This is a genomic window from Dietzia sp. UCD-THP (genome assembly GCF_000349585.1).
Classification (GTDB): domain Bacteria; phylum Actinomycetota; class Actinomycetes; order Mycobacteriales; family Mycobacteriaceae; genus Dietzia; species Dietzia natronolimnaea_A.
The window spans coordinates 18,068-39,844 of record NZ_AOSR01000028.1; the positions used below are offsets into that span (position 1 = coordinate 18,068).

Consider the following 21,777-nt stretch of genomic DNA (forward strand, 5'->3'; position numbering starts at 1 on the left):
CGCGGCCGAGGCCGCGATGGAGGTATTCGTCGAGCGCTCCGCCCGGTACTACCGCCGCTATCTGGCCGACGTCATCTCCCAGCCCGTGAAGTGGAAGCTCTAGCTCATACCCCGTGACGCGCCAGGTAAGCGGCGGTGGCGGCGTCAGCGGGAAGGAACGTCTCAATGACCAGTTCGGACAAGGTGACATCCAGAGCGGTTCCGAACGTTGCCATCATCGCCAGGAACGACAGACGCGCATCGCCGACCTGTACGAGCAGCGGAACATACACGGGATTCGCATCGGTGTCGGTCGGCTCTCGGTCGTCGGAACCGTGGTGGGGGTAGGCGGCCAGCTCATCGTGGAGCGAGAGCATCTCGGTGTCAGCGAACGCCAGGGCACTCCGACGAAGTCCGCCGAGCACGAATGCGCGCCACTGAGAGAGGTTGGCGATGTGAGGTGCCATGCCCTCCGGATGCAGCGTCATGCCCAGCGCGTTCAGTGGTCGCTCGGCGAGCAGATCCGGGGAAACGACCTGGGTGAGGACACCGACCGCACCGTTGGTCTCGAGCACATTCCACATCCGGTCCACCGCCAGGGCCGGGTACGGCTCGTGGGCTGCGAGAATCTCGCGCACCGCGGTCCGAGCCGATGCCATTGCGGGAGAATCCAGGTCATTCTCGGAGTAGCGCGGCGCGAAGCCGACGGCCATCAACAATTGGTTGCGGTCCCGCAAGGGGACTTCGAGGTGCTCCGCAATCCGAAGCACCATGTCCCGGCTGGGTTGGGACCGCCCGGTCTCCACAAAACTGAGGTGGCGAGTGGAGATGGCGGCCTCGTTGGACAACTCGAGCTGGCTCACTCGCCGATGCATGCGCCATTGCCGGAGCAGTGCGCCGACAGAAACGGAGGCAGCGGTGCCGGTGTTCGTCGTCATGGGACAAGTCTGTCCCAGTGAACGACCCGGTTCCATGACCTCCCAGGTAATCGACGCCACGACCCGGCTGAGTTCAGAGTGGAGTCCGGACGATCGGAACCGCCGATAGTCCGACTTCGTGGGAGGGCGACATGACCGACATCTACTACGCGGACGATCTCGAACCCGGCCAACTGATCCCACTCGGGAGCTACACCATCACCGAGGAGGAGATCGTCACCTACGCACGGCAGTGGGATCCGGTGTTCATCCACACCGACCCGACCGCGACCGCGACAACCCCGCTCGGTGGCGTCATCGCCAGTGGACTACACACCCTGGCGATCTACCAGCGCTTGGCCGTGCCCGCCTTCTGGTCCCGTTTCACGGGAGGGGTGGGACGCAGTTTCGAGATTCAGTTCCGTCGGCCGGTGCGGCCGGACACCACATTGACCGGACACCTGACAGTGCAAGAAACGACTCCGCGACCCGAACGCGGCGATGCGAAAGTCACCATAACCGCAGAACTCGCCGACACCAGCGGCGAGACCGTTCTCGAGCTGACCAACCATTCCGTCCTTCCGCTCCGCAGCGCCGCCGCAGGCTCAGCTTGATTGCTGCCATCACACCGGGAGGAGCGCTGCGGATGACTCTGGATCACGCCGCTGTCGGTTGGGTTAGGCCGACTTCTTGGCGGGTGTCTTGCGAGCGGTGGTCTTCTTAGCAGTCGACTTTTTCGCAGTTGATTTCTTGGCCGTCGACTTTTTCGCCGGTTCCTTCTTTGCCGCTGCCTTCTTGGCGGGCGCCTTCTTTGCCGCCGTCTTCTTGGCCGGGGCCTTCTTCGCCGAGCTCGAGCTGCCCTTCTTGGCCGACGACTTCTTCCCGGAGCCGGAGTCCTCGTCGTCGTCTTCGTCGTCGCTGGCGGCTGCGTCGCCGCCGCGATCCTTCACACTCGCCCGCAGGGCGGCCAGCAGGTCGGCGACCTCGTCGTCACCGTCGTCGTCGCTGGCCTCCTCGCGCTCCTCGACCGTGAACGCCTCTCCCCCGGCGGCCTTGGCCTCGATGAGCTCCTTGAGCTGATTCTGGTAGTCGTCCTCGTACTTCTCCGGCTCGAAATCCGCCGCCATCGTCTCGATGAGCGACGCCGCCATCTTGACCTCCTGCGGCCGGACCTTCGCCTCCTTGTCCAAGCCCTCCAGGATCGCCGGGCGGATCTCATCCGGCCACAACAACGTCTGCAGCATCAGCACGTCCTTGTACACCCGCAGCGCGCACAAGCGGGTCCGGTTACGCAGCGTGAACGTGCAGATCGCCAGGCGATCAGTGGACTCGAGCGCCTCGCGCATGAGCACGTACGCCCGGTTCGAGCGCGACGCCGGCTCCAGGAAATAGGCGTTGTCGAAGGCCACCGGATCCACCTGGTCCGCCGGGACGAACTCCGTCACCTCGATCTCGTGGGACTGCTCCACCGGCAGCGAGGCGAGGTCCTCCTTGGTGAGGATGACCATCTCGCCGTCCTCGGACTCGTACGCCTTGGCGATGTCGGAGAACTCGACCTCCTCACCGTTGTCTTCCCGCACCTTCTTGTAACGGATGCGCACGCCGTCCTTCTTGTCGACCTGCCGAGCGTGCAGATCATGGTCCTCCGTCGCCGAATACACCTTGACCGGCACGTTCACCAGACCAAAGGAGACCTCGCCCTTCCAGATGGATCGCATGGGATGAGTATGCGATATCGGGGCGTGTGGCGCCGCCGGTCGCAGGCAGGCGCACCTGGAATGCTGTGGTGCATGCCCGCCGACGTCGGTCCTCTCCTCCTGCTGATTGCGGCGGCGTCCGTCGTCCTGGGCACGGTCCTGCAGCGGGTCAGCGGGATGGGTGTCGGGCTGGTGGTCTCGCCGACGCTGACGCTATTGCTGGGGCCCGTCGCCGGAGTGCTGCTGACCAACATCACGACCACCGTCTCCGCGGCCGTCATCGCGATCACGCTGTGGCGTGACATCGACTGGCGCCGGTATCTCTACCTGGCGCCGCTGATCGTCGTGGGGTCCGTGCCCGGCGCCCTCCTGGTTGGCGCTGCCGACCGCAGCTGGCTCGAGGTGATCATCGGGGCCGCCCTGATAGGCACGCTGCTCATGACGGCCCTCGTGCGCATCCCCCCGGTCAGCGGTGCGGTGCCGGCCGCGGTGGCCGGCACCGCCGGGGGGTTCCTCAACACCGCCGTGGGCGTTGCCGCGCCCGCGATGCTGGTCTACGCGCAGACGACCAATTGGCAACAGCGGTCCTTCGCGGCGACCCTGCAGCCCATCTTCTTCACCATGGGTTTGACCTCGGTCATCACCAAGGTCGGCCTGGGCGCCGCGCCGATCTCCGGACTGCCGCCGCTGCCGGTGGTCGGGTTGGTCGTGGCGATGGTGCCTGTCGGGCTGCTCCTCGGCGGACTCGGGGCGAAGCGGGTCACCGCGGAGGCAGGGCGCAGGGTCGCTGTGGTGGTGGTGACGGCCGGCGCTCTCGCGCTCCTCGTGCGAGGCGTCGGGAGCGTGGCCGGGGTGATCTGAGTCGCAGTGGGCCGGACCGCGGTGGGAACGCAGAAAGACCCCGGGCCGCGGGTGCGGTCCGGGGTCTTGGGTCCGAGGTCTGCCCGGCCTTTCAGCTGGTCAGGAGAGACCGACTTGTCAGGAGATGCCGCCGAGGAGGTCGGTGGGCAGCATTCCGGTCAGCGAGTCGGTGCCGCTGCCGTTGCCACTGCTGGCCCCCTGGAGCAGCGAGCCGAGGCCGAGCGATCCCAGAATGGGGGCCGCGAGCGATCCGATAGCGAGGGAGCCGAGCGAGCCGAGTGCATCTGAACCCATGGTGGACGTCCTTCCGGGCGGGTGCGTGTGGTGAGGTGGCGCCGTTGGCGCCTGCCCGGCCGATGGTAGCAGCGGTGTGGCGCACACAACACCGCCGGACGAGGCGGCGCGATAGGTCCGGACTGCGCCGTTCGAGGTCGACGCCGGTTTCCGATATGACGGCTCCACAATGGTCTTCCGTCGTCCAGAATCGTCTCGTGAGAGAAATCGAGCTTCCGCGCCCCGACACGATGGCCCCACGGTGGTCCGCACTGGCCGCGGTGCTCGCCGCGTACGGGCCGCGCTGGGCGGAGTCCGCCTACTCGGACGGCTCCAACTGGCACTACGACGACGGCGGCGGCAACTGGGCCGATATCCGCTTTGTCAGTGACGAGCGGGCAGTGCTCCTCGGCCACGACCACGAGTACTCCACCACGTACTTCCGCGCCGCCGCGGAGTACTTCGGGGAGCCCGAGACCGACCTCCTGGCCGGCTGTCCCCCGTGGTGGGCGGAGGCGATCGGTGACTACCTCGAGCGCATCGACACCCACGGCATGTGGATCGGCTTCATCTACGGATACGACTGCGGCACGTGGACGCGCGCCGACTACAGCGCCGACGACGGCTTCACCTCCCTGAACCTGCCGCTCCTCGACGACCGACTCGTACTCAGGCAGATCTTCGACCAACTCACGATGTCCGTCGGGGGCCGCCCGGCCGCGGCAGACCCCAACCCGCGGGACCTCGACCGGATGCTCGCAGAATGCCCCGACCTCAGCGCTGACACGGCGCAGGCGCTCCTGGGCGGGCAAGGTCTGGACGTCGACGCGGCCCTCCGCGCCGCCCAGCAGTTCCGGCGGAGGGGCTGAGCGCTCTGGCCCGATCTGCTGGCGGCGGTCCGCCGGGGTGCTCTGGTGGTGGTGACCGCTGGCGCGCTGATGCTGCCGGGGCGGGGCTCGGGGGCTTGGCCGCGGCGGTCTGAACGGGTGCGCGGTTACCATGCGGACACGTAGTCACTCGTGTCAACAATCAAGCGGAACCGCCCCGTTTTTCGCCGGTTCTGCGGGAAAGAGAAACAACGAGCGTCTCAGCTGGCCCCGTCCGCGCCGTCGGAGTGACGACCTACGGGGGCCCGGACGCTCTGCAGGTCGTTGACGTCCCGGCCCAGGAGCTCGGGCCGAGCGAGGTTCGCGTGCGAGTCACGGCCGCAACAATCAACCCCACCGACACCTACACGCGCAACGGTTCTCGGTCGAAGACCGGAACTCCGCGCGGAGCCGCAGACGTCCCGGGCATGGACATCGCGGGAACACTGGTCGAGATCGGTGAGGAGGCGACGACCTCCCTGTCGGTCGGCGACCGGGTGATGGGGATCGTGGTACCCCGCGACGAGCACGGTGCGTATCGCGAGGACATCGTCCTGCCTGCGCAGTCGATCGCCGCCGTACCCCGCGGTTCCGACGACGTCGCCGCGTCGACGCTTCCGATGAACGGCCTCACCGCTCGGCGCGCTCTCGACCTCCTCGACCTGCAGCCCGGACAGACTCTTGCGGTCACCGGGGCCGCCGGATCGACCGGTGGCTACGTCGTGCAGTTGGCCAAGCAGGCCGGCCTCACAGTTGTTGCCGATGCGTCCGAGGCGGACGAAGAGCTTGTCCGGTCGCTCGGCGCCGACAGAATAGTCAGGCGAGGAGACGGCGTCGCCGACCGCATTCTCGAGCTCTACCCCGACGGGGTCGACGGACTCTTCGACGGAGCCGTGCAGGACGCCGCCGTACTCCCCGCGGTCAAGACCGGTGGAGGCGTCGCGACCGTGCGGTGGTACCAGGGCGACGGCAGCCGGGACCTGAAGGTCCATGCCGTGAGCGTGGCGGACATGGCCGAGGAGCAGGGCAAGCTCGACGAGCTGCGGCAGCTGGCGGAAGACGGCGTGGTCACCCTCCGTGTGGCGGACAGCTATTCGCCCGCAGACGCGGGGCGGGCCCACGAGCGGCTCGAAGCCGGCGGAACGCGCGGACGGCTGGTCATCGACTTCACGAGGTGAGGCACGGGCACGTCGCCTCGCGGATCGGTGATGTGCACCGCGCCGCGGGGCTGTTCATCTCGAGGGAACACAATGGAGCCATGGCTTCCTCTGAACCGCGCGCACAGTTCGAGCGTTTCGCGCCGCTCCTGGTCCGCGAGGGCGTCGATGTGCGAACCGCGTCGGTCGCCGACCTCACCGCCGGGATGGAACGCGCACAGCAGCGCCACAAAGCCGCCGTCGAGCAGGTTCGGGCCGTTCTATACGCCCACGCACGCGGCGACACCTCGGCCGCTGGTGAGCTCCTCGAGGCGCTGGAGCTGACCGTCGATGCCTCTCCCCTGCCGATCTCCGACGCCCTGACCGTGGCCTCCCGCTTCGCCCAGCTCGCCCAGTCGGTGGCGCCGGAGCTGCCCGCCGCCGTCATCGCCAAGGTCGGCGACAGCGCACGGCTTCCCGACGCCCCGGACGGCATGGCCGGGCTGTGCGATGCGGTCCTGCTCGACTGCGACGCCGCCTCCGGCATTCGCACCGTGATCGGCGAGCACGGGCTGGCGTCCGCCCTCTACGCGGCCGCGGCCATGACCAGCGCGGTGTTCAGCTTGTGGTCGAGACAATCGGGGCGGTCGATGGACGACCTCATCAATAGCCACGCCTGACGGGCGACGTCGATGCAGCTGTTACGTAGGGGCTGACCGCGCTCCGCGTTCCACGTCCGTGCGCGGAGCGGGTTTCCGCGACGGCGGGGCGACGTGTTGCCGTCGTCGTCACTCTGGGGGCCCTCACCCTCCTGGGGCGAGGGATCGGGGGTTGGCCGGGGCGCTCTGAACGGTCAGGCGGTTGCCCTGCGAACAGCAGTCGCTCGTGTCGCTTCAGGCCGCGCTAGAAGATCCGTAGCCCGAAGCTCCCAGCGACTTTCTGGAGAGCGGTATTACTCAACTCCAGCCCCTCGCGTCTGCGTACCTGCAGCTCCGTGCCGTCGAATACTGCCCAGCACTCGTGGTTGCCGAGGCGCGAGACGTAGCGAATCCCCGAGTACTGTGGCGCGCCACTCGAGTCGGTGGCTGCGTAGATCCAGGTGGAAACCGCTCTCGTCACGGCCCTGTTACGTCCGCGCAGCGCAGCGACATCGAGAACGCTCACGCCCAGCGCGTCGAGCTGGGGTGCCATCGCCGAGGTGAGGAACTCGTGGGTGTCAGGGTCCTCGACATCGACGAATGGCAGCGGATCGATCGTTGCCGCTTCGATCATCAATCGCCGCGCCCGCCAGTCCTGCGGCACGCCCCCACACATTACGAAACCTGGATCCTCCTCAGCGATAATCGCCCGCATCGCAGCTGTAGGCCGAAAGCGCGCGAGCGTCTCCGCAAAGCAGCCGGCCTCGTCGGAACCGAAATACAGCACGCCCCCGCCGGCCACATCGAAGCGGTTGCCCGAGCGGGCGAGCGCGGCGTCCGCAGCGTTGATCCGAGAATGGTCGAGTTCGCGCCCACGCCGGACCACTCGGTACAAGCTAGCCGGCGGATGAACCACAGCCGGCCCAGAGAGATGGGAAGTCGCCATCAACCTCAACCACCGGCCACGAACGCCCGGGCCGCGGCCATGACCTCGCGGTGCTGACCGTCTGCGAGCGCCTCCGCCGGTGAGACGTCGTCGAGTTGCGGGTTCATACCCATGAACCACGCGCGCACCGTTTGCGGCGCATCGACAGTCTGGATCAGCTGGAAGACCTGGAATGCGACTCGTAGATTCGCCTCTCCTGATGCGCGAGCTGCAGCCCCCTCAGCCCAGCGACTGACGGTACGCCGGTCCACCCCGGCGATGTGCGCTGTTAGCGCTGAGCCAAGGTGATCGATCAGGAAGCGGGCGATGTCCTGCACCGACCCTGTCACGGCGCTGCGGTGCGCCGCGCTCGACCGAGCTCCTGCATTGGTGTCCGTGGCCATTTCCGTAGCTCCCCACTAAGATGACGCGCTTCTCTTATCCCTCCAATGTCCCATAAATGCCCGCCTTGTGTCAGGGCGCCGAGAGCACTCGCTGTCACTCGGCCATGAGTCGTTCGCGGCCCTCGCGCCCCACCCGCGCCGAGAAGTCAGCCGGTAGAGGGCGGGCTCGTCGTCGTCACATAGACCCAACAACCCACACCGACGTGCCAGGCGGCGCTATCGCCCCGATCAGCGGGGTCTTCGTCGCCGACCGCATCCTCGAGCGCTACCCCGACGGGGTCGACGGCCTATTCGATGGAGCCGTGCAGGACGCCGCCGCACTCCCCGCGGTCAAGACCGGCGGGGGCGTGGCGACGGTGCGGTGGTACCAGGGCGACGGCAGCCGCGACCTGAAGGTTCATGCCGTGAGCGTGGCTGTCATGGCTGAGGAGCAGGCCAAGCTCGACGAACTGCGGCAGTTAGCGGAAGACGGCGTGGTGACACGCCGCGTTGCGGACAGCTACGCACCTGATGACGCGGGGCGGGCGCATGAGCGGCTCGAATCCGGTGGGACGCGGGGGCGGTTGGTCATCGACTTCACGCGGTGAGGCACGGGCCAGTCACGGGTCGCCTAGAGCCTTACCTTCTCTACTGGGGAGCAGGCGACGTGCGCAACGAGGCCGCAGGAGCAGGCCACGTAGCGACTATTCGAGGTGTCCGCGACTCCGGACATGCGTAAGGCCAGGGTCCCGGTCTGCCCCAGGTGCACCTGGCCTTGCGACTCCCCCGACACCCACGGTGCCGCGCTCACACCTCACGATACTCCACCGCATTCCAGGAACAACGCCAACTCGATGGCCGGCTGGCCCGGCGGCCGATGAGTGGCCCCGACTTCGATCGGCCTGAACAGGCGGCGACCAATGCACCATCTCCAACCCGATCCGACCGGATTGAGCGCAGTCGCGAGGCGCCGCTTCTAGACGGCGCAGTTAGGTAACCGCGCGAATACCGCAGCCGGTCGCCAGTGTCCGACTCGAGTGCCAGAGTGGACCCATGGCGAGCAAGGGCACAAAAGAGTCGGTCGAGGTCGATGGGCGGACCGTGCGGTTCACCCACCCCGACAAGGTGCTCTACGACGCGACCGGCACCACCAAGGCCGACGTGCTGGAGTACTACCTCGCCGTGGCGCCGCACCTCATGACGTACGCCGGCCAGCGTCCTGTGACACGCAAGCGCTGGCCCGACGGCACCGAGGACAAGTCGTTCTTCGAGAAGAATCTGCCCTCCCACGCGCCCGACTGGGTCTCGCGGGTGGCGATCGAGCACTCCTCGCGCACGGTCACCTACCCGGTGCTCGACTCCCCCGCCACGCTGGCGTGGTTCGCCCAGCAGGCCGCGCTCGAGCTCCACGTGCCGCAGTGGACCCTGAGCGACGGCGAGCCGGGGCGGACCAGGCGGATCGTCATCGACCTGGACCCCGGCCAGGACGTCGACCTGGATACGACGGCGAAGGTCGCGCTGCGCGTCCGGGATCTGCTCACCGAGGCGGGCCTGGACTCCTACGCCGTGACCAGCGGATCCAAGGGCATCCACCTCTACGCGCGGCTGGACAAGGCCGTCACCGCCAAGGACGCCTCGGCGGTGGCCAAGCAGATCGCCCAGTCGCTGGCCAAGCAGACCCCAGACCTGGTCACCGCCACCATGAAGCGGTCCCTTCGCGACGGAAAAGTGTTCGTGGACTGGAGCCAGAACAGCGGCGCCAAGACCACCGTCGCGCCCTACTCACTGCGCGGCCGCGCCGAGCCGTGGGTTGCTGCCCCGCGCTCGTGGGAGGAACTCGGCGACGGCGGGCTCAAGCACCTGCACTGGGACGAGATGCTCAAACGACTGGAGTCCGAAGGCGATCTGCTCGACGGCCTTGAGGCACCCGCCAAGAAGGGCGGCGGGTCGAAGAAGGGTGCCACCAAGAAGACTGCCGCGAAGAAGTCCTCGGCATCGCGGGAGAAGAAGTCGGGGGGCAGCAAGAAGTCCTCGTCGTCGTCATCAGAGGACGGGGACCCCGAGCGCGGCGGTGCCGATTCCGCCCGAGCCCAGACCGGCAGCGACGATGCGCCCCGCGCCGCGGCCGAGGAGGGCTGCGACGCCGGCCCCGCCGACGCCGATGCCGTGGTGACCAGCCTCGAGGAATACCGCCGCAAGCGCGACCGCCGCAAGACCCCGGAACCGTTCGACGGCGAGGTCGAGACCGACCGCTCCGACGGCGACGGCCCGATCTTCGTGATCCAGGAGCACCACGCCCGCCGCCTGCACTACGACCTGCGGCTCGAACATCACGGCGTGCTGGCCTCGTGGGCGGTGCCCAAGAACCTCCCGACCGAGCCCAAGGACCGGCGGCTGGCCGTGAACACCGAGGACCACCCGCTGGGCTACGAGACGTTCGAGGGGACAATCCCCAAGGGCGAATACGGCGCCGGGCAGATGACCATCTGGGACCGCGGCACCTACGAGTGCGAGAAGTGGAAGACCGACGAGATCATCGTGTGGCTCCACGGTGAGAAAGTCTCCGGCCGGTACGTCCTGGTGCGCACGAGCGCGGAGAAGAACCAGTGGATCGTGCAGTACATGAAGGACCAGTCACCGGACTCGTTCTACGGCGGACGCGACAATCCCAAGTCGTCCTATCCCTCGGATGACGATCGCTCCGGGGGGTCAGACACGTCGCGGTCCCGTGAGTCGGGCGACTCGACTACCCGCCGTTCGGACGCTGGGCCGTCACCCGACTCCGACATGGCCGATCGCCCCGACGCTCCCCCACTGCCGATGATCCCCACGGCCGGCTCGGTGACTTCCCTGTCCGAGGACACGTGGGCCTTCGAGGGCAAGTGGGACGGCTACCGAGTGACCGTGTCCACCGACGGGGTGCGGAGCCGCCTGATGAGCCGCAACGGCAACTCGATGGACTGGCTGGCCGACGGCTTCCCCGGGCTGGCGGAGGCGCTCGGGAAGCCGGCGAAGCTCGACGGCGAACTGGTGGTCCCCGGCCCCGACGGCGTGCCCGAGTTCTCCGCGCTGGCCAAGCAGGCCGCCGCGGAAGGAGACGACTCGTCGATCGGCCCGGTGCACCTGTTCGTCTTTGACGTGCTCGAGGTCGACGGGGTGGATCTGCGACGCGAGCGGTGGGAGCGGCGTCGCGAGGTGCTCGACCTGCTGACCCCCTCACTGGACGCGGTCGACCGGGTCCATGTGCCAAGCGTGCTCGATGGCCCCGGTGACCGCGCACTGGCCGAGGCCGAGGAGTTCGGCTGGGAGGGCATCGTGGCCAAACGCCGGGACTCCCACTACCAGTCGGGGAAGCGGGCCAAGACCTGGCTCAAGGAGAAGCTGCTCACCACCACCGAGGCCGTGGTGGGTGGCTGGCGGCCGGGCAAGGGCGGGCGCTCCGGCTCGCTCGGCTCCCTGCTGCTCGGCCTGCCCGCGCAAACGGGGCTCACCTACATCGGCCGCGTGGGCACCGGCTTTTCCGACCGGCAGGGCAGGGCGCTACTCGAGGAGCTTGAACCGCTGCGCCGCAAGACCAGCCCGTTCCTCGAGGACCTGCCGTCCGACGCCCGCCGGGACGCCATCTGGGTGCTGCCCAAGCTCGTGGTGGAGGTCCGCCACCAGGGCTTCACCGAGGAGGGGGTGCTGCGGCAGTCGACGTGGCGGGACATCCGGCGCGACAAGCTGCCGGGGGATCTCTGAGTCTGCTCGAGCGCCATTGCTGTCACATGCGTTCTTGGCCGTGCCGCGCTACATGCCCGACCCACGCGCTCGGCCTACGCGCCCGACGCCTGCCCGAGTCCTGGTGCCGGTCACGCTGGCGAGGTTTGGTCGTGGCTATCGCGCTGACCGGGGCTAATCTCCGCGCTGAGCACGACCGAAACGCAGGAGAAGGCCCGCGCAGCCGGTGCCCCTCTACTGCCGACCCTGCGGGAAGAAGCGTCCCAGCCCGCGCCTCCCGGCGGCGTCGTACTGGTGCACCAGTGCCCTGAGCCGCAGGTTCAGCTCGTCCATGCGTGCTGTCCGCCCGAGTAGCTCGTCGATCTCGTCCTCTCCCGGCCGGGTGTCGTTGAGCAGCGCATCGGCGTCTTCGAGAACATCCAGGAACTCCGGGTCCCGCGCGGCCCGCTCCTCGATCTTCGGAAACCTCTCGACCAGTGCGGTCCCCACCGCACGGCTCTCCCGCAGGTCGTACCAGGACTCGACCGCCAGCGAGAGCGCCCTGTGCGCCTCGTCGTGGGCCTCCTCGACCGACGCGGTCGCCTTCCTCGCCGTCACCTGCAGCGGATCCACTCCAGCCAGCAGCCTGCGGCGGTGGGCGAGTTCCTCGATCGCCGAGCGCACCAGCCACGTGGTGTACCAGAACCAGCCCGCGATGATCGCCAGGAACAGCAGGCCTATGACCACGGGAACGATGAGCCTCAACACAGTGCCACCTGCTCGACAGCGCCATCACAGGGAACCGTCATGACCCCACCACCAGCGCGAACACGATCCCCAGCGGGACCGCCAGGGAGACCGCGGCGCCGACGAGCTTGGCGACGGCCGACCACAGCAGCCGGGACGCCTCCGTCTGCGCGCCCTGCTCGTCGATCACGCAGGCCTCCCGGGCCGCGACCTCCACCCGGGTGGCCGTCGCCTCCGGCCACCCGCGCGGCACCCGGCGCAGCGGATTACGGCCGAGCCCGTCGGCGGCAAGCGCGGCACGCTGGCCGGACCACTCGCGGAAACCCGCATCCAGTCGGGCGCGGGCCTGCTCGGCGGCAGCGTTCTGCTGCCGGTCAACGGAACGGGAGTACAGCTCCATCGACGCCATCGGCAACGGCCACCTCCCCCTGCGCTGTAGCGGGCCGGATCGAACCCCATTGTCCCACCCGCGTGGGCGAGCGCCAGGTCATTCCGGACACACAATGGTGCGCCGCGTGGCGCGCGATACCACGGCCGGCACTCAGTCGGCCACGTACGGGTTGGTCGCAGAGTGATGGCGGACCCGGGCGGGCACCACGAACAGCATGACCACCACGAGCACCGCCATCACCGCCCCGGCCGCGAACCCCGCCACCGTCCCGAGCACCAACGAGAAGACCAACGCCACCAGCCCGACCAACGCGATCGACAGCATGGCCAGTCCGATCCGGGCCAGCACCGCGGACAAGCGCAGCACCAGGTCCTTGCGGTGAGAGCGGAACACCGCGCGGTGGATCATCACCGGGGCCAGCAGCACCACCGTGGAGGCGAGGGCGAGCGACAGGACCAGCAGGTAGAGGACGCGGCTCCCGCCGCTGATGTCCGCGAACCGCTGCTGGAACGGCACCACCAGGAGAAAGCCGGTGAGCACCTGGCCGCCGGTCTGAACAATGCGTAGCTCCTGGAGCAGCTCGATCCAGTTGCGGTCGATCCGCTGCGCCTCGGTCTCGTGGCGCTCCCCGTGTGCGCCCCCGTCCTGAGGCCCGTCTGCATCGAGGCGCATGTCGCTCCCTTCGCCGCGTGTCTCCATCGTCGTCCGCCCGGCTCGGCGACGGAAGCGCTCCCGGCACATCGGCGGGCCGACCCCAAGTCAGCGGCTGCGGGAGCCCGCGGCGGTGCTCAGACCGCAGCAGCCAGCCGCTTCTCGTCGATCGTCCGGTCGAAGACCAGGGCTTAGAGCAGGCCCGCACCCACGGCCGTGTAGGGCCATAGAAGATAGAAGATCACTCCCATCGACATCGGCAGGCCCCAGAGCATCGCGTCACCCGCCGCGGTGAGGATCGACCACAGCACCAGCACTCCCAGCCCCGAGCAGTAGGCGACGATCGCGAGGGTCGACACCCTCTCCCAGGACCCGTCGGAGTGCAGGGAGCCGAGCAGCATCATGATCACCGCGAAGATCGGCACGGCGATGAACACCATCTGCCACGTGTCGGTGAACATCCCGAGCAGCGCGACCGAGAGCAGTTCCGCGCTCGTGGTGGAGATGGTGTCGAGCATGGGGATCCAGCCGCCTGCCACCTGGACGGCGAAGATGAACAGCCCCACGGACATGACCACCATGAGCACGCCCTGGACGAGGTCGGTCCACACGGCCGCGAGCATGCCGCCGGCCATCGTGTACGCGGCCACGACCATCGAGCCGATCCAGGCGCTGGTGGCGAGCCCGAGATCCTGCTGGGCATATTCGGCCCACCGAGGCGACGTGGTCCGACAGCGCAGTGGGCGCGGCCGAGTTCGGGGCCGCCAATCCGCACCAGAACACGCGCTTCGCCCGCGCGATGTCGACCTTCGGCCAGATGGAACGAGCGGTCCGGGACAGCGACGTCGGCGCCGTCACCGCCTTCCGCCAGAGCCCCGACACGTCCCGCCAGGTCGTCGGTCCGGCGACGCACAGCAGCACCGGCTCCTTTCCCACTTTCCTGCTCCCCCTGACCACCGTGGGATTCTCGTGCTCGACGCTCGATGCGCAGTCGCGGTGCGAGAACGGGAACCCCACCGGCGTGGCCGCCGCCACCGCCGGCGCGGTCTCCGAGACCCGATCTCTGGACGTGCGGACGGCCAGCATCCTGGGGGCGGACCTGGTCAGCTACTCGGGCAGGAACCCGATTCGCGCGACCGCGGCCTGCTCCCCCACCGCCGGGGCGGCGACCCTGAGCTCTGACGGGCCGGTGATCCTGGGGCGGAACGGTCTCTTCGAGCAGGAGGTCCGCGTGGCGATGCCCGGTCCGAACTCGGAGCAGACGGGGTACCGGAGCTGGGGCAGCTACGACTACGTCGCCACCCTCCAGCACGTGAGGAAGGAGGGTCCCGGATACGCCCTGTCCCAGCTGCGGCTGCGCGTCAATGCCACCGGCACGGGCGGCGCCGAGCGCTGGAACCTCACCCTGATCCTCGCTCACGCCGAGTGTGGGGTCGACCGGGCTGCCACGGCGGCCCCCACCCGTCCGACCCCCGGCAAGTGGCCCGTCCTCTCGGCCCAGTCGAATCGGATGATGGCTGTTCAGGCCGATGCCCCGACCGCCCTGCAGTCCGAGGATGCCGACCCAGAGGGCGTCGAGCCGTCCAGCGACAAGTCATCGGTCCCGTCATCCCCGTCCACCGACGACGCGCCCGCGGTCGACTCGGAGCCGGGGGCGACTGGCGACAAGTCGGAGTCCGGGGCGACGACAACGACGGCACCCGCGACGACCACGCCGGTCGCGCAATCCGAGCCCGCCGAGCAGTCAACTGGCGCGGACGCACAGCAGCGGCCGGAGAACGTCGCGCCCGGCCGGTGGTTCACCGTGATGGGCCGCAGCGGCGTCGAGTTGGCTTCGGCGAGAATCTACGACATCGTGCGGTCTCCCGGCTGCGGGGTGGCGCTCATCCTGAGCATCACCACCTCGGCGGAGGACGACGACTTCGTGGTGGCGGTACTCGGTGCCGGCCTCGGCGAGAACGTCTCCGACGCCGAGCGTGACTTCTGGATCCAGACCTATCGCATTAACTATCGACGAGACGAGGGTCGGCGGCGCCTGCGCACCAGCTCCATCAACCTCCGCGACCGCGACGGCCCGGAGGCACGGTTGAGCGACGTGCACTGCCCTGTGCTCTGGCTGCAGGGCACCGCCGACCAGGTGTACTCGGTGGCCAACGCCGAAGACGGCATCGCCCGGTTCACCGGCTCCCTGTCCGCCACGCTGCAGATCGTCGAGGGCGGCCAGCACTTCCTCACCGCCTCCGACCCCGAGGTCGCGGACGCCGCCACCCTCGCCTTTGTGGAGCAGTGGTCCTGAGGCCGGTCCGACCGGCACGACAGGGCGGGACGCTGCCCGGCCGGCGCCACCGCTCTCTGCTCGATCCAGCCGCGCGGGTAGATTCCGTCAGCGCATTCGTCGTCGTCCCTCAGGCCCGCACCCGCGGCAACAGCACCCGGAACGTCGCACCCCGGCCGGCGGCGGTCTCCACGCCGACCGACCCGCCGTGCGCCTCCACCAGCGACCACACGATCGCCAGCCCGAGCCCGCTCCCCCCGGTCGCGCTGGTCCGGGAGGTGTCGGCGCGGTAGAAGCGCTCGAAGGCGCGGGTGGCCTGCTCGGGCGTCATCCCCGGTCCGCGATCGGCCACCTCCAGCACCGCGTCGCTGCCGCGGGTGCCCACCCGCACCGTCACGTCGGCGTCCGGCGGGGTGTGGGCCAGGGCGTTGTCGACCAGGTTGCCCAGGACCTGACGCAGCCTCGTGTCGTCGCCCAGCACCTCCGGTGTTCCGGGCCCCTCGATGACCTCCAGCCCGATCCGCCGGCCCGGGGCGAGAAGTCGCGCGTCGTGGACCGCGTCGGCGGCCAGACCCAGCAGGTCCACCTGCTCGCGGGCCAGCGGCCGCTGCTCGTCGAGCCGCGCCAGGGTCAGCAGGTCCTCCACCATCACGCCCATGCGCCCGGCCTCGGACTCGATGCGCCGCATCAGCCTGTCCGTGTCGCCCGAAGCGCCCTGCCGGTGGAGCTCGGCGAACCCGCGGATCGTCGTCAGGGGGGTCCGGAGGTCGTGGCCGGCGTCGGCGACGAACCGACGCATTGCCGCCTCGGACCGCACCGCGGTGGCCTCGGAGTCGCGGGCCGCCTCGGCGGAGCGGCGGGCCGCGTCCTCGGCCTCGGCGGCGTCGGCCATCGAGGTCTGGATGCGGGAGAGCATGGCGTTGACCGCGGCGGCCAGCGCCCCCACCTCTGTGCGCGGGTCGCGCTCCGGCACCCGTCGGGACAGGTCCCCGCCCGCGATCGCCGCCGCCGTCCGCTCCACCTCCCGCAGCGGCCGCAGACTTCGGCGCACGGTCGCGTAGGCGGCCAGCGCGAGCAGCGCCAGGACCGCGATCCCGATGCCCACCTGCAGGTAGACCAGCCGCTGGACCACGGCCCGGTTCTCGGTCAGCGGGATCGCGACCGTCACGCTCTCCCCTCCGGGGCCGTCGAACCGCAGCGCCCGCCAGGAGGTCGACCCGTCCGCCGTGGACGGGACCGTCGTGGGGGTGTCCGGGTCCAGCGACTCGAGGTCGGGGGCGGAGTCCTCGTCGTTGATCGCCACGACGATCGCGCCGTCGGCATCCCGGACCTGAACGAAGTACCGGCTCGGCGGGCTCTCCGGACCGGGCGCGCGGGGAGGCGGGGGCGGCGCCTCGGCGGGCAGGTCGCCCATCGGGCGGGCCCACCCGCGCTCGGCCTGGTGCAGCGCGGCGTCGGTCCGCTCGAGCATCGAGGCCTCCAGAGCGCGGGTGACAGCGACCCCCGAGACCACCAGCGCCAGCGCGGTCAGGACCACCGCGAGCACCACCAGGCTCACCCGCAGCGGGACCGCACGACGCCGCGGGGCGGGAGACGCGGACGGAGTCGACGATGGGGACGACGGCGGGGTCGACGATGGGGACGTCGACAGGGACGACGGCGAGGCGGGCCGGGCAGGCGAGCCAGGCATCAGCGTGGTTCGCGCAGCACGTAGCCGACGCCGCGGATGGTGTGGATGAGCCTCGGCTCCTCGGTGTCGATCTTCTTGCGCAGGTACGACACGTACGACTCGACCACCCCGCCGTCGCCGCCGAAGTCGTAGTCCCACACGTGGTCGAGAATGCGGGCCTTGGACAGCACCGTCCCCGCGTTGACCATCAGGTACCGCAGGAGAGTGAACTCGGTGGGCGAGAGCGCGACGGCCCGGCCCGCCTTGTGGACCTCGTGACTGTCCTCGTCCAGTTCCAGGTCCGCGAAGGTGAGCCGCGAGCTGCGTTCGGCCCCGGAGAGCGTCCCCGCGCGCCGCAGGATCGTGCGCAACCGGGCCACCACCTCTTCCAGGCTGAACGGCTTGGTCACGTAGTCGTCGGCCCCCAGGGTCAGCCCTGCGACCCTGTCGGCCACGGCGTCCCGGGCGGTGAGGAACAGTACCGGCGCATCACAACCGTCGGCCCGCAGCCGCTTGACCGCGTCGAAACCGTCCATGACCGGCATCATCACGTCCAGGATCACCGCGTCGGGGCGGAAGCTGCGGGCCCTGTCGATCGCCTCGGCGCCGGTGCGGGCGGCCTCGACCTCGAATCCCTGGAACCGCAAAGAGACAGATAGCAACTCGACGATGTTCTCCTCGTCGTCGACCACCAGGACCCGGGCCTCGGGGCGGGTGTCGGGGGCGCTTGTCGCTGCGGCGTTCACGAGCACAGTATGCCGAGGGATCGTGACGGTTCCCCGGCAGTTCGCTGGCAGTTCGCTGGGAGCCGCGGTCGCTGGCACCTGCACGGTCGGTCCAGCAGGTGGACGACGCAGTGTCGCGGCGGCGGAACTCGTCGTCGTCGTGGTCTCGGTCCTGGTCGTGGTACTCCCTCGCGCTCGGGAATTCCGCTTGACCTGGTCTGCCCTGCAAAGGGGGTGCAGGGCACCGGAGGGCAGCACACTTCTCGGAGCGGCTCCGGGAGGAACCGACGACCGCACGCACCCCGCTGGGGCAGCATGAGGGCATGACCAAGCCGTCCAACACCTCCGCCATCGCTTCCGCCACCGGCCGCCCATGGGAGGAGTGGGTCGAGATGCTCGAGCAGGCCGGCGCGCGGGAGATGGCGCATTCGGCGATCGCGAAGGCGGCCCTGGGGATGATGCCGGAGTCGGTCGAGCGCGCCGAGTGGTGGGCCCAGGGCACGGCCATCGCCTACGAGCAGCACGCCGGACTGCGGGTTCCGGGCCAGTCGTGCACCGGCGACTTCCAGATGTCCACCTCGCGGACCATCACCGGCGACATGGACGCGGCGCTGCAGGCGTGGGTGGCGCTCGCGGGCGACCGCGAGGAGTTCGGCGGCGTCGAGGTCGAGGCGCCGGCGACCACGTCGAGCAGCGAGAAGTGGCGCTACTGGCGGGTCCCGCTGGCCGACGGCACCCGCGTGGCCCTGAACTTCAGCGACAAGAAGAACGGCAAGGCGTCAGTCGGGCTGACGCACACCAAGCTCGACTCGGCCGAGGCGATCGACTACTGGAAGCCCGTCTGGAAGGACCTGCTCGCGCAGCTCTGAGGGGCTGCGCGCACCCCTGTGCCAGCCGCACGCCTGTGCCAGCCGCTCCCCTGGACGTACTCCTGCCGTCACGTATGCGCAGGCGAGAGTTCATCGCGACGGGCGGCTCTGCGAGGAGTGGGCAGGCGCTCGCGCGGATGCCCGGTCCGGCCCGGCGGGCTGGGCAGGGGCGGGGCTGGGTGCCTCAGTTCAGCCCGGCGTAGGAGTGCAGGCCCGAGACCACGATGTTGATGAAGAAGAGGTTGAACGCCAACACCACGAAACCCGCGATGTTGATCCACGCCGCCTTCTTGGGGCCCCAGCCGCTGGTCGCGCGGGCGTGGAGGTACCCGGCGTAGAGGACCCAGGAGATGAACGACGCGGTCTCCTTGGGATCCCAGCCCCAGAAGCGGCCCCACGCGCTCTCCGCCCAGACCGCCCCGAGCAGGATGCCCACGCTGTAGATCGGGAAGCCGATCACCGTGGTGCGGTACGCCAACCGGTCCAGGGTTTCGGCGGCGGGCAGCGGCCGGGTCAGTCGCGTGGCCCACCCCTTCTCCTGACCCTGGGGTTGCCACACGCGCAGCAGGTACATGATCGACACGACGCCCGGAATGAGCAGGATGCCCGAGCCCAACGAGATGATCGTCACGTGGATCGGTAGCCAGTACGAGCGCAGTGCGGGCACCACCGGGGCGGCCTCGGAGTACAGATGGGTCCCGCCGAAGAACAGCAGCAGCAACACCGGGGCGAGGACGAACGGCCACGCCACCTGCAACGCGGGCTTGCGCAGGAACACCAGTCCCGTGCCCACCGCGAGAACGGTGGTGGCCAGGATGAACTCGTACATGTTGCCCAAGGGGAAACGGTCGGTCGCCACACCGCGGAGCACCAGCGAGGACGCACTGAACACGAAGGCGATCGTGACGAACAGTTGCGCGATACGCGCCCAGCGCACGTTGCCCGCGGACGCGCGGTCCTCGTCGCCGGTATCGGTGAGAGACGTGGACTCGGTGAGTCCCGGCCCGCCGGCGCCGGCGAGCTGCCTCGGCGAGACCTTCTCCACCCGGAAGCCGGCGTAGTAGATCAGCGAGGCGATCAGCGCCAGGACATAGATGGCGAACGACGTGCGGAACGCCAGGTCGCTGTACGTCGAGAGCGTCTCGTCGATGGGCAGGCCCTGGGCGAGTATCAGAGAGTTCACCGGGTGTCGTCCTTCCGCGGAGCGTCGCCGGCGGTGCCGCGACTGGTTGCAGTGTGTCCCGAGTCGGGCTCCTCGGGCAAGACAGGTGTGACGGCCGCCGCTGCGACGAGCCGGTCCCGGAGCTCGTCGAACTCCGATCCCCAGCCCATCCGGTCCGTCCGGGCGAGGCCCCCCAGGTCGACACGGGTCACGCCTGCGTCGTCGACAGACACCCGCGCCCAGATCCGACGGCGCCGCACCATCAGGCTCAGGATCAAACCGGCCATCATCACCGCGGCGGAGACTCCCACCCAGAGCTGCGTGGGGTCCTCGGAGACCTGGATGTTGATGAACTCCTCGGCCCCGTCGAAACGGACCTCGGTGCCGTCGGGCAGGGTGGTGGATTCGCCGGGGAAGAGGTTGACGCGCGCCTGGCGTTCGAGGGCGCCGGACTCGATGAGGTCCGAGTCCAGCGAGAAGACCGACTGCGGACGGCCGGTGTCGAGGCCGGCGTCGCCCTGGTAGACGTCGATCGCCACGGCCGGGTCGTCCATGTTGGGGAAGCGGGAACTCAGGAGCGTTCCGTCGAACGACGCCGTCGGCGCGAACAGGCCCTGAACGGCGATCTGCTGCGTGCGCCGCTCCATCAGATCCGGGTACAAGCCGGCCGGCGGGTCGAAGCGCATGATGCCCGACGACAAGAACGTCTGCAGCTCGGTGGGCTGCCAGTGCTGGGTGTCCGTGCGGGTCTCGCCGTTGGGGAACGTGACCGTGAAGGTGGGCGCGAAGCCGTGGCCCTGCAGGTAGACGCGGGTCGAGCCCACGCGCAGCGGGTGGTTGACGCGCATCTCGTACGGCTCCCACGTCTGCGGATCGGTCGTCGAGACCTCCTCGGTGAACCGCACGTTGGAGGTGAACATCTCGGCCTGGCCGTTGGGCAGGTAGTCGGCGCGGAAGTCCTCGATCTTGATGCAGAACTGCTCGAGATCGGTGCCGTCGACCAGGATCCCCGCGCGGAACGTGTCGTACGCGCTGGGGGTCGTGTTGCAGAAGGCCGGCGACTCGGCATTGGCGATGATCACCCGCATGCCCTCGGCGTAGACGAACTTTCCGGCCGCGAACATGATGAGCAGCGCCAGGAGGCCGAAGTGGAAGACGATGTTGCCCACCTCGCGCGTGTAGCCGCGCTCGGAGGAGAGCTCGATGGTGCCGGGGACGCGGCCGTCGCCGTCGTTACGCCGCACCCGCCAACCCTTGAGCTGGGACTGCACCTGGTCGGCGGCCTGCTCGGGCGAGGCCGTGGTGCGGTACGCGGCGTGGTGGGGCAGCCGCGCGAGGTTGCGGGGCGTGAGCGGCGGGGGCGTGCGCAACTGCCTGACCAGCTCGAAGCAGCGCGGGGTGAGGCAGCCGACCAGCGAGACGAACAGCAGGACGTAGATGGCGGTGAACCACCAGCTGGAGAACACGTCGAACAGCTGCAGGCGGTCGTAGAACTCGCCCAGCCAGCCGTTCTCGGCGATGTAGTCGTTGACGTTGCCCTCGTTGAGGCTGCGCTGGGGCAGGAGCGCGCCCGGGATCGCCGCCACGGCGAGCAGAAACAACAGGATCAACGCCGTGCGCATGGCGGTGAGGGTGCGCCAAGAGTTGCGCAGGAAAGCGGTCACGCCTGCCAGCGACGAGCGGGCGGCGACGGTTCTGGGCTCTGACATGGGGTCCATCTGCGGTTCGCGGCGCGCCGACCTGTCGCGGCGCCGATATGAACCCAGGCTAGTCGGGGGCTCCTGAGCGGTTTCTGTGAGGGCTCGGCCCGCCTGTTCTGTGAGGGCACGGCCCGCCTGAACGACCCACGGGACAAGAACGTGTTCAACCCTCGGGACATGGACCTCCAGGGGTCAGACGAGAGGAGGGGCGATG

At 69.2% G+C, this 21,777-nt stretch carries 22 protein-coding genes; 9 read left to right on the plus strand and 13 right to left on the minus strand.

The annotated features are described in order from the left end of the window. Positions 1-104: 104 nt before the first annotated feature. The gene (locus H483_RS24075) at positions 105-917 is read right to left on the minus strand and encodes a helix-turn-helix domain-containing protein (protein WP_017835822.1); all 813 of its coding nucleotides are present in this window, start codon (positions 915-917) and stop codon (positions 105-107) included. 131 nt (positions 918-1,048) lie between these two features. On the opposite strand from H483_RS24075, the gene H483_RS24080 reads away from it, so the two are divergent. Beyond that, positions 1,049-1,510: a MaoC/PaaZ C-terminal domain-containing protein gene (locus H483_RS24080; protein ID WP_017835823.1), complete on the plus strand. Its 462-nt coding sequence runs from the start codon at positions 1,049-1,051 to the stop codon at positions 1,508-1,510. Positions 1,511-1,573: 63 nt separating this feature from the next. On the opposite strand, the gene H483_RS24085 is transcribed toward H483_RS24080, so the two are convergent. Beyond that, positions 1,574-2,614 (minus strand): Ku protein, encoded by a 1,041-nt coding sequence (locus tag H483_RS24085; protein ID WP_017835824.1) that lies wholly within the window; start codon positions 2,612-2,614, stop codon positions 1,574-1,576. Between the two features lie 72 nt (positions 2,615-2,686). Here H483_RS24085 and H483_RS24090 point away from each other — a divergent pair, with 72 nt between their 5' ends. Then, a complete protein-coding gene (locus tag H483_RS24090) occupies positions 2,687-3,454 on the plus strand; it encodes a sulfite exporter TauE/SafE family protein (protein ID WP_238556223.1) in 768 nt (255 codons plus the stop codon). A 117-nt stretch (positions 3,455-3,571) separates the two neighbouring features. On the opposite strand, the gene H483_RS39510 is transcribed toward H483_RS24090, so the two are convergent. Then, entirely contained in the window at positions 3,572-3,748 is a 177-nt protein-coding gene (locus H483_RS39510; RefSeq protein WP_017835826.1) for a hypothetical protein, read from the minus strand. 197 nt (positions 3,749-3,945) lie between these two features. Between H483_RS39510 and H483_RS24095 the strand changes: the two genes are divergently transcribed. From H483_RS24095 to H483_RS24105, 3 genes are all read left to right on the plus strand, one after another. Further along, positions 3,946-4,596, plus strand: a complete 651-nt coding sequence (locus tag H483_RS24095; protein ID WP_031264558.1) for a hypothetical protein — start codon at positions 3,946-3,948, stop codon at positions 4,594-4,596. 245 nt (positions 4,597-4,841) lie between these two features. After that, the gene (locus tag H483_RS24100; protein WP_017835828.1) at positions 4,842-5,771 is read left to right on the plus strand and encodes an NADP-dependent oxidoreductase; all 930 of its coding nucleotides are present in this window, start codon (positions 4,842-4,844) and stop codon (positions 5,769-5,771) included. Between the two features lie 80 nt (positions 5,772-5,851). After that, on the plus strand, positions 5,852-6,409 hold the full coding sequence (locus H483_RS24105; protein ID WP_152427858.1) for a hypothetical protein: 558 nt from the start codon (positions 5,852-5,854) through the stop codon (positions 6,407-6,409). A gap of 223 nt (positions 6,410-6,632) precedes the next feature. Here H483_RS24105 and H483_RS0119095 read toward each other — a convergent pair whose 3' ends face one another. Both H483_RS0119095 and H483_RS0119100 read right to left on the minus strand, forming a co-directional pair. After that, the gene (locus tag H483_RS0119095) at positions 6,633-7,253 is read right to left on the minus strand and encodes an RES family NAD+ phosphorylase (RefSeq protein ID WP_238556225.1); all 621 of its coding nucleotides are present in this window, start codon (positions 7,251-7,253) and stop codon (positions 6,633-6,635) included. A 65-nt stretch (positions 7,254-7,318) separates the two neighbouring features. Next, the gene (locus H483_RS0119100) at positions 7,319-7,696 is read right to left on the minus strand and encodes a hypothetical protein (RefSeq protein ID WP_031264560.1); all 378 of its coding nucleotides are present in this window, start codon (positions 7,694-7,696) and stop codon (positions 7,319-7,321) included. A gap of 203 nt (positions 7,697-7,899) precedes the next feature. Between H483_RS0119100 and H483_RS24110 the strand changes: the two genes are divergently transcribed. Together H483_RS24110 and H483_RS24115 are read left to right on the plus strand one after the other, a co-directional pair. Further along, the gene (locus tag H483_RS24110; RefSeq protein WP_017835832.1) at positions 7,900-8,283 is read left to right on the plus strand and encodes a zinc-binding dehydrogenase; all 384 of its coding nucleotides are present in this window, start codon (positions 7,900-7,902) and stop codon (positions 8,281-8,283) included. A 445-nt stretch (positions 8,284-8,728) separates the two neighbouring features. After that, positions 8,729-11,416 (plus strand): ATP-dependent DNA ligase, encoded by a 2,688-nt coding sequence (locus H483_RS24115; protein ID WP_017835833.1) that lies wholly within the window; start codon positions 8,729-8,731, stop codon positions 11,414-11,416. Positions 11,417-11,629: 213 nt separating this feature from the next. Here H483_RS24115 and H483_RS24120 read toward each other — a convergent pair whose 3' ends face one another. The 4 genes from H483_RS24120 to H483_RS39980 form a co-directional block, all read right to left on the minus strand. Continuing rightward, positions 11,630-12,142, minus strand: a complete 513-nt coding sequence (locus tag H483_RS24120; protein ID WP_017835834.1) for a hypothetical protein — start codon at positions 12,140-12,142, stop codon at positions 11,630-11,632. Positions 12,143-12,179: 37 nt separating this feature from the next. Further along, on the minus strand, positions 12,180-12,530 hold the full coding sequence (locus H483_RS24125; RefSeq protein WP_017835835.1) for a hypothetical protein: 351 nt from the start codon (positions 12,528-12,530) through the stop codon (positions 12,180-12,182). 132 nt (positions 12,531-12,662) lie between these two features. Beyond that, a complete protein-coding gene (locus H483_RS24130; protein WP_017835836.1) occupies positions 12,663-13,184 on the minus strand; it encodes a DUF6328 family protein in 522 nt (173 codons plus the stop codon). A gap of 170 nt (positions 13,185-13,354) precedes the next feature. After that, the gene (locus tag H483_RS39980; protein WP_256378837.1) at positions 13,355-13,903 is read right to left on the minus strand and encodes a hypothetical protein; all 549 of its coding nucleotides are present in this window, start codon (positions 13,901-13,903) and stop codon (positions 13,355-13,357) included. Between H483_RS39980 and H483_RS39985 the strand changes: the two genes are divergently transcribed. Continuing rightward, positions 13,903-15,459 carry an alpha/beta fold hydrolase gene (locus H483_RS39985; protein WP_017835838.1) on the plus strand — a complete coding sequence of 519 codons (1,557 nt, stop codon included), beginning with the start codon at positions 13,903-13,905 and terminating at the stop codon, positions 15,457-15,459. The genes H483_RS39980 and H483_RS39985 overlap by 1 nt on opposite strands. Before the next feature lie 109 nt (positions 15,460-15,568). Here the strand turns inward: H483_RS39985 and H483_RS24140 are convergent, their stop codons facing one another. Next, the gene (locus tag H483_RS24140; protein ID WP_081615096.1) at positions 15,569-17,128 is read right to left on the minus strand and encodes a HAMP domain-containing sensor histidine kinase; all 1,560 of its coding nucleotides are present in this window, start codon (positions 17,126-17,128) and stop codon (positions 15,569-15,571) included. After that, positions 17,128-17,859 carry a response regulator transcription factor gene (locus H483_RS24145; protein WP_017835840.1) on the minus strand — a complete coding sequence of 244 codons (732 nt, stop codon included), beginning with the start codon at positions 17,857-17,859 and terminating at the stop codon, positions 17,128-17,130. Before H483_RS24145 ends, H483_RS24140 begins: the two co-directional genes overlap by 1 nt. A 296-nt stretch (positions 17,860-18,155) precedes the next feature. On the opposite strand from H483_RS24145, the gene H483_RS24150 reads away from it, so the two are divergent. Then, on the plus strand, positions 18,156-18,701 hold the full coding sequence (locus H483_RS24150) for a hypothetical protein (protein ID WP_017835841.1): 546 nt from the start codon (positions 18,156-18,158) through the stop codon (positions 18,699-18,701). 184 nt (positions 18,702-18,885) lie between these two features. On the opposite strand, the gene ccsB is transcribed toward H483_RS24150, so the two are convergent. After that, positions 18,886-19,884, minus strand: coding sequence for a c-type cytochrome biogenesis protein CcsB (ccsB, locus tag H483_RS24155; protein WP_017835842.1), 999 nt, complete (start codon positions 19,882-19,884; stop codon positions 18,886-18,888). Beyond that, positions 19,881-21,572 carry a cytochrome c biogenesis protein ResB gene (locus tag H483_RS24160; RefSeq protein ID WP_042328993.1) on the minus strand — a complete coding sequence of 564 codons (1,692 nt, stop codon included), beginning with the start codon at positions 21,570-21,572 and terminating at the stop codon, positions 19,881-19,883. Before H483_RS24160 ends, ccsB begins: the two co-directional genes overlap by 4 nt. Between the last annotated feature and the right edge of the window lie 205 nt (positions 21,573-21,777).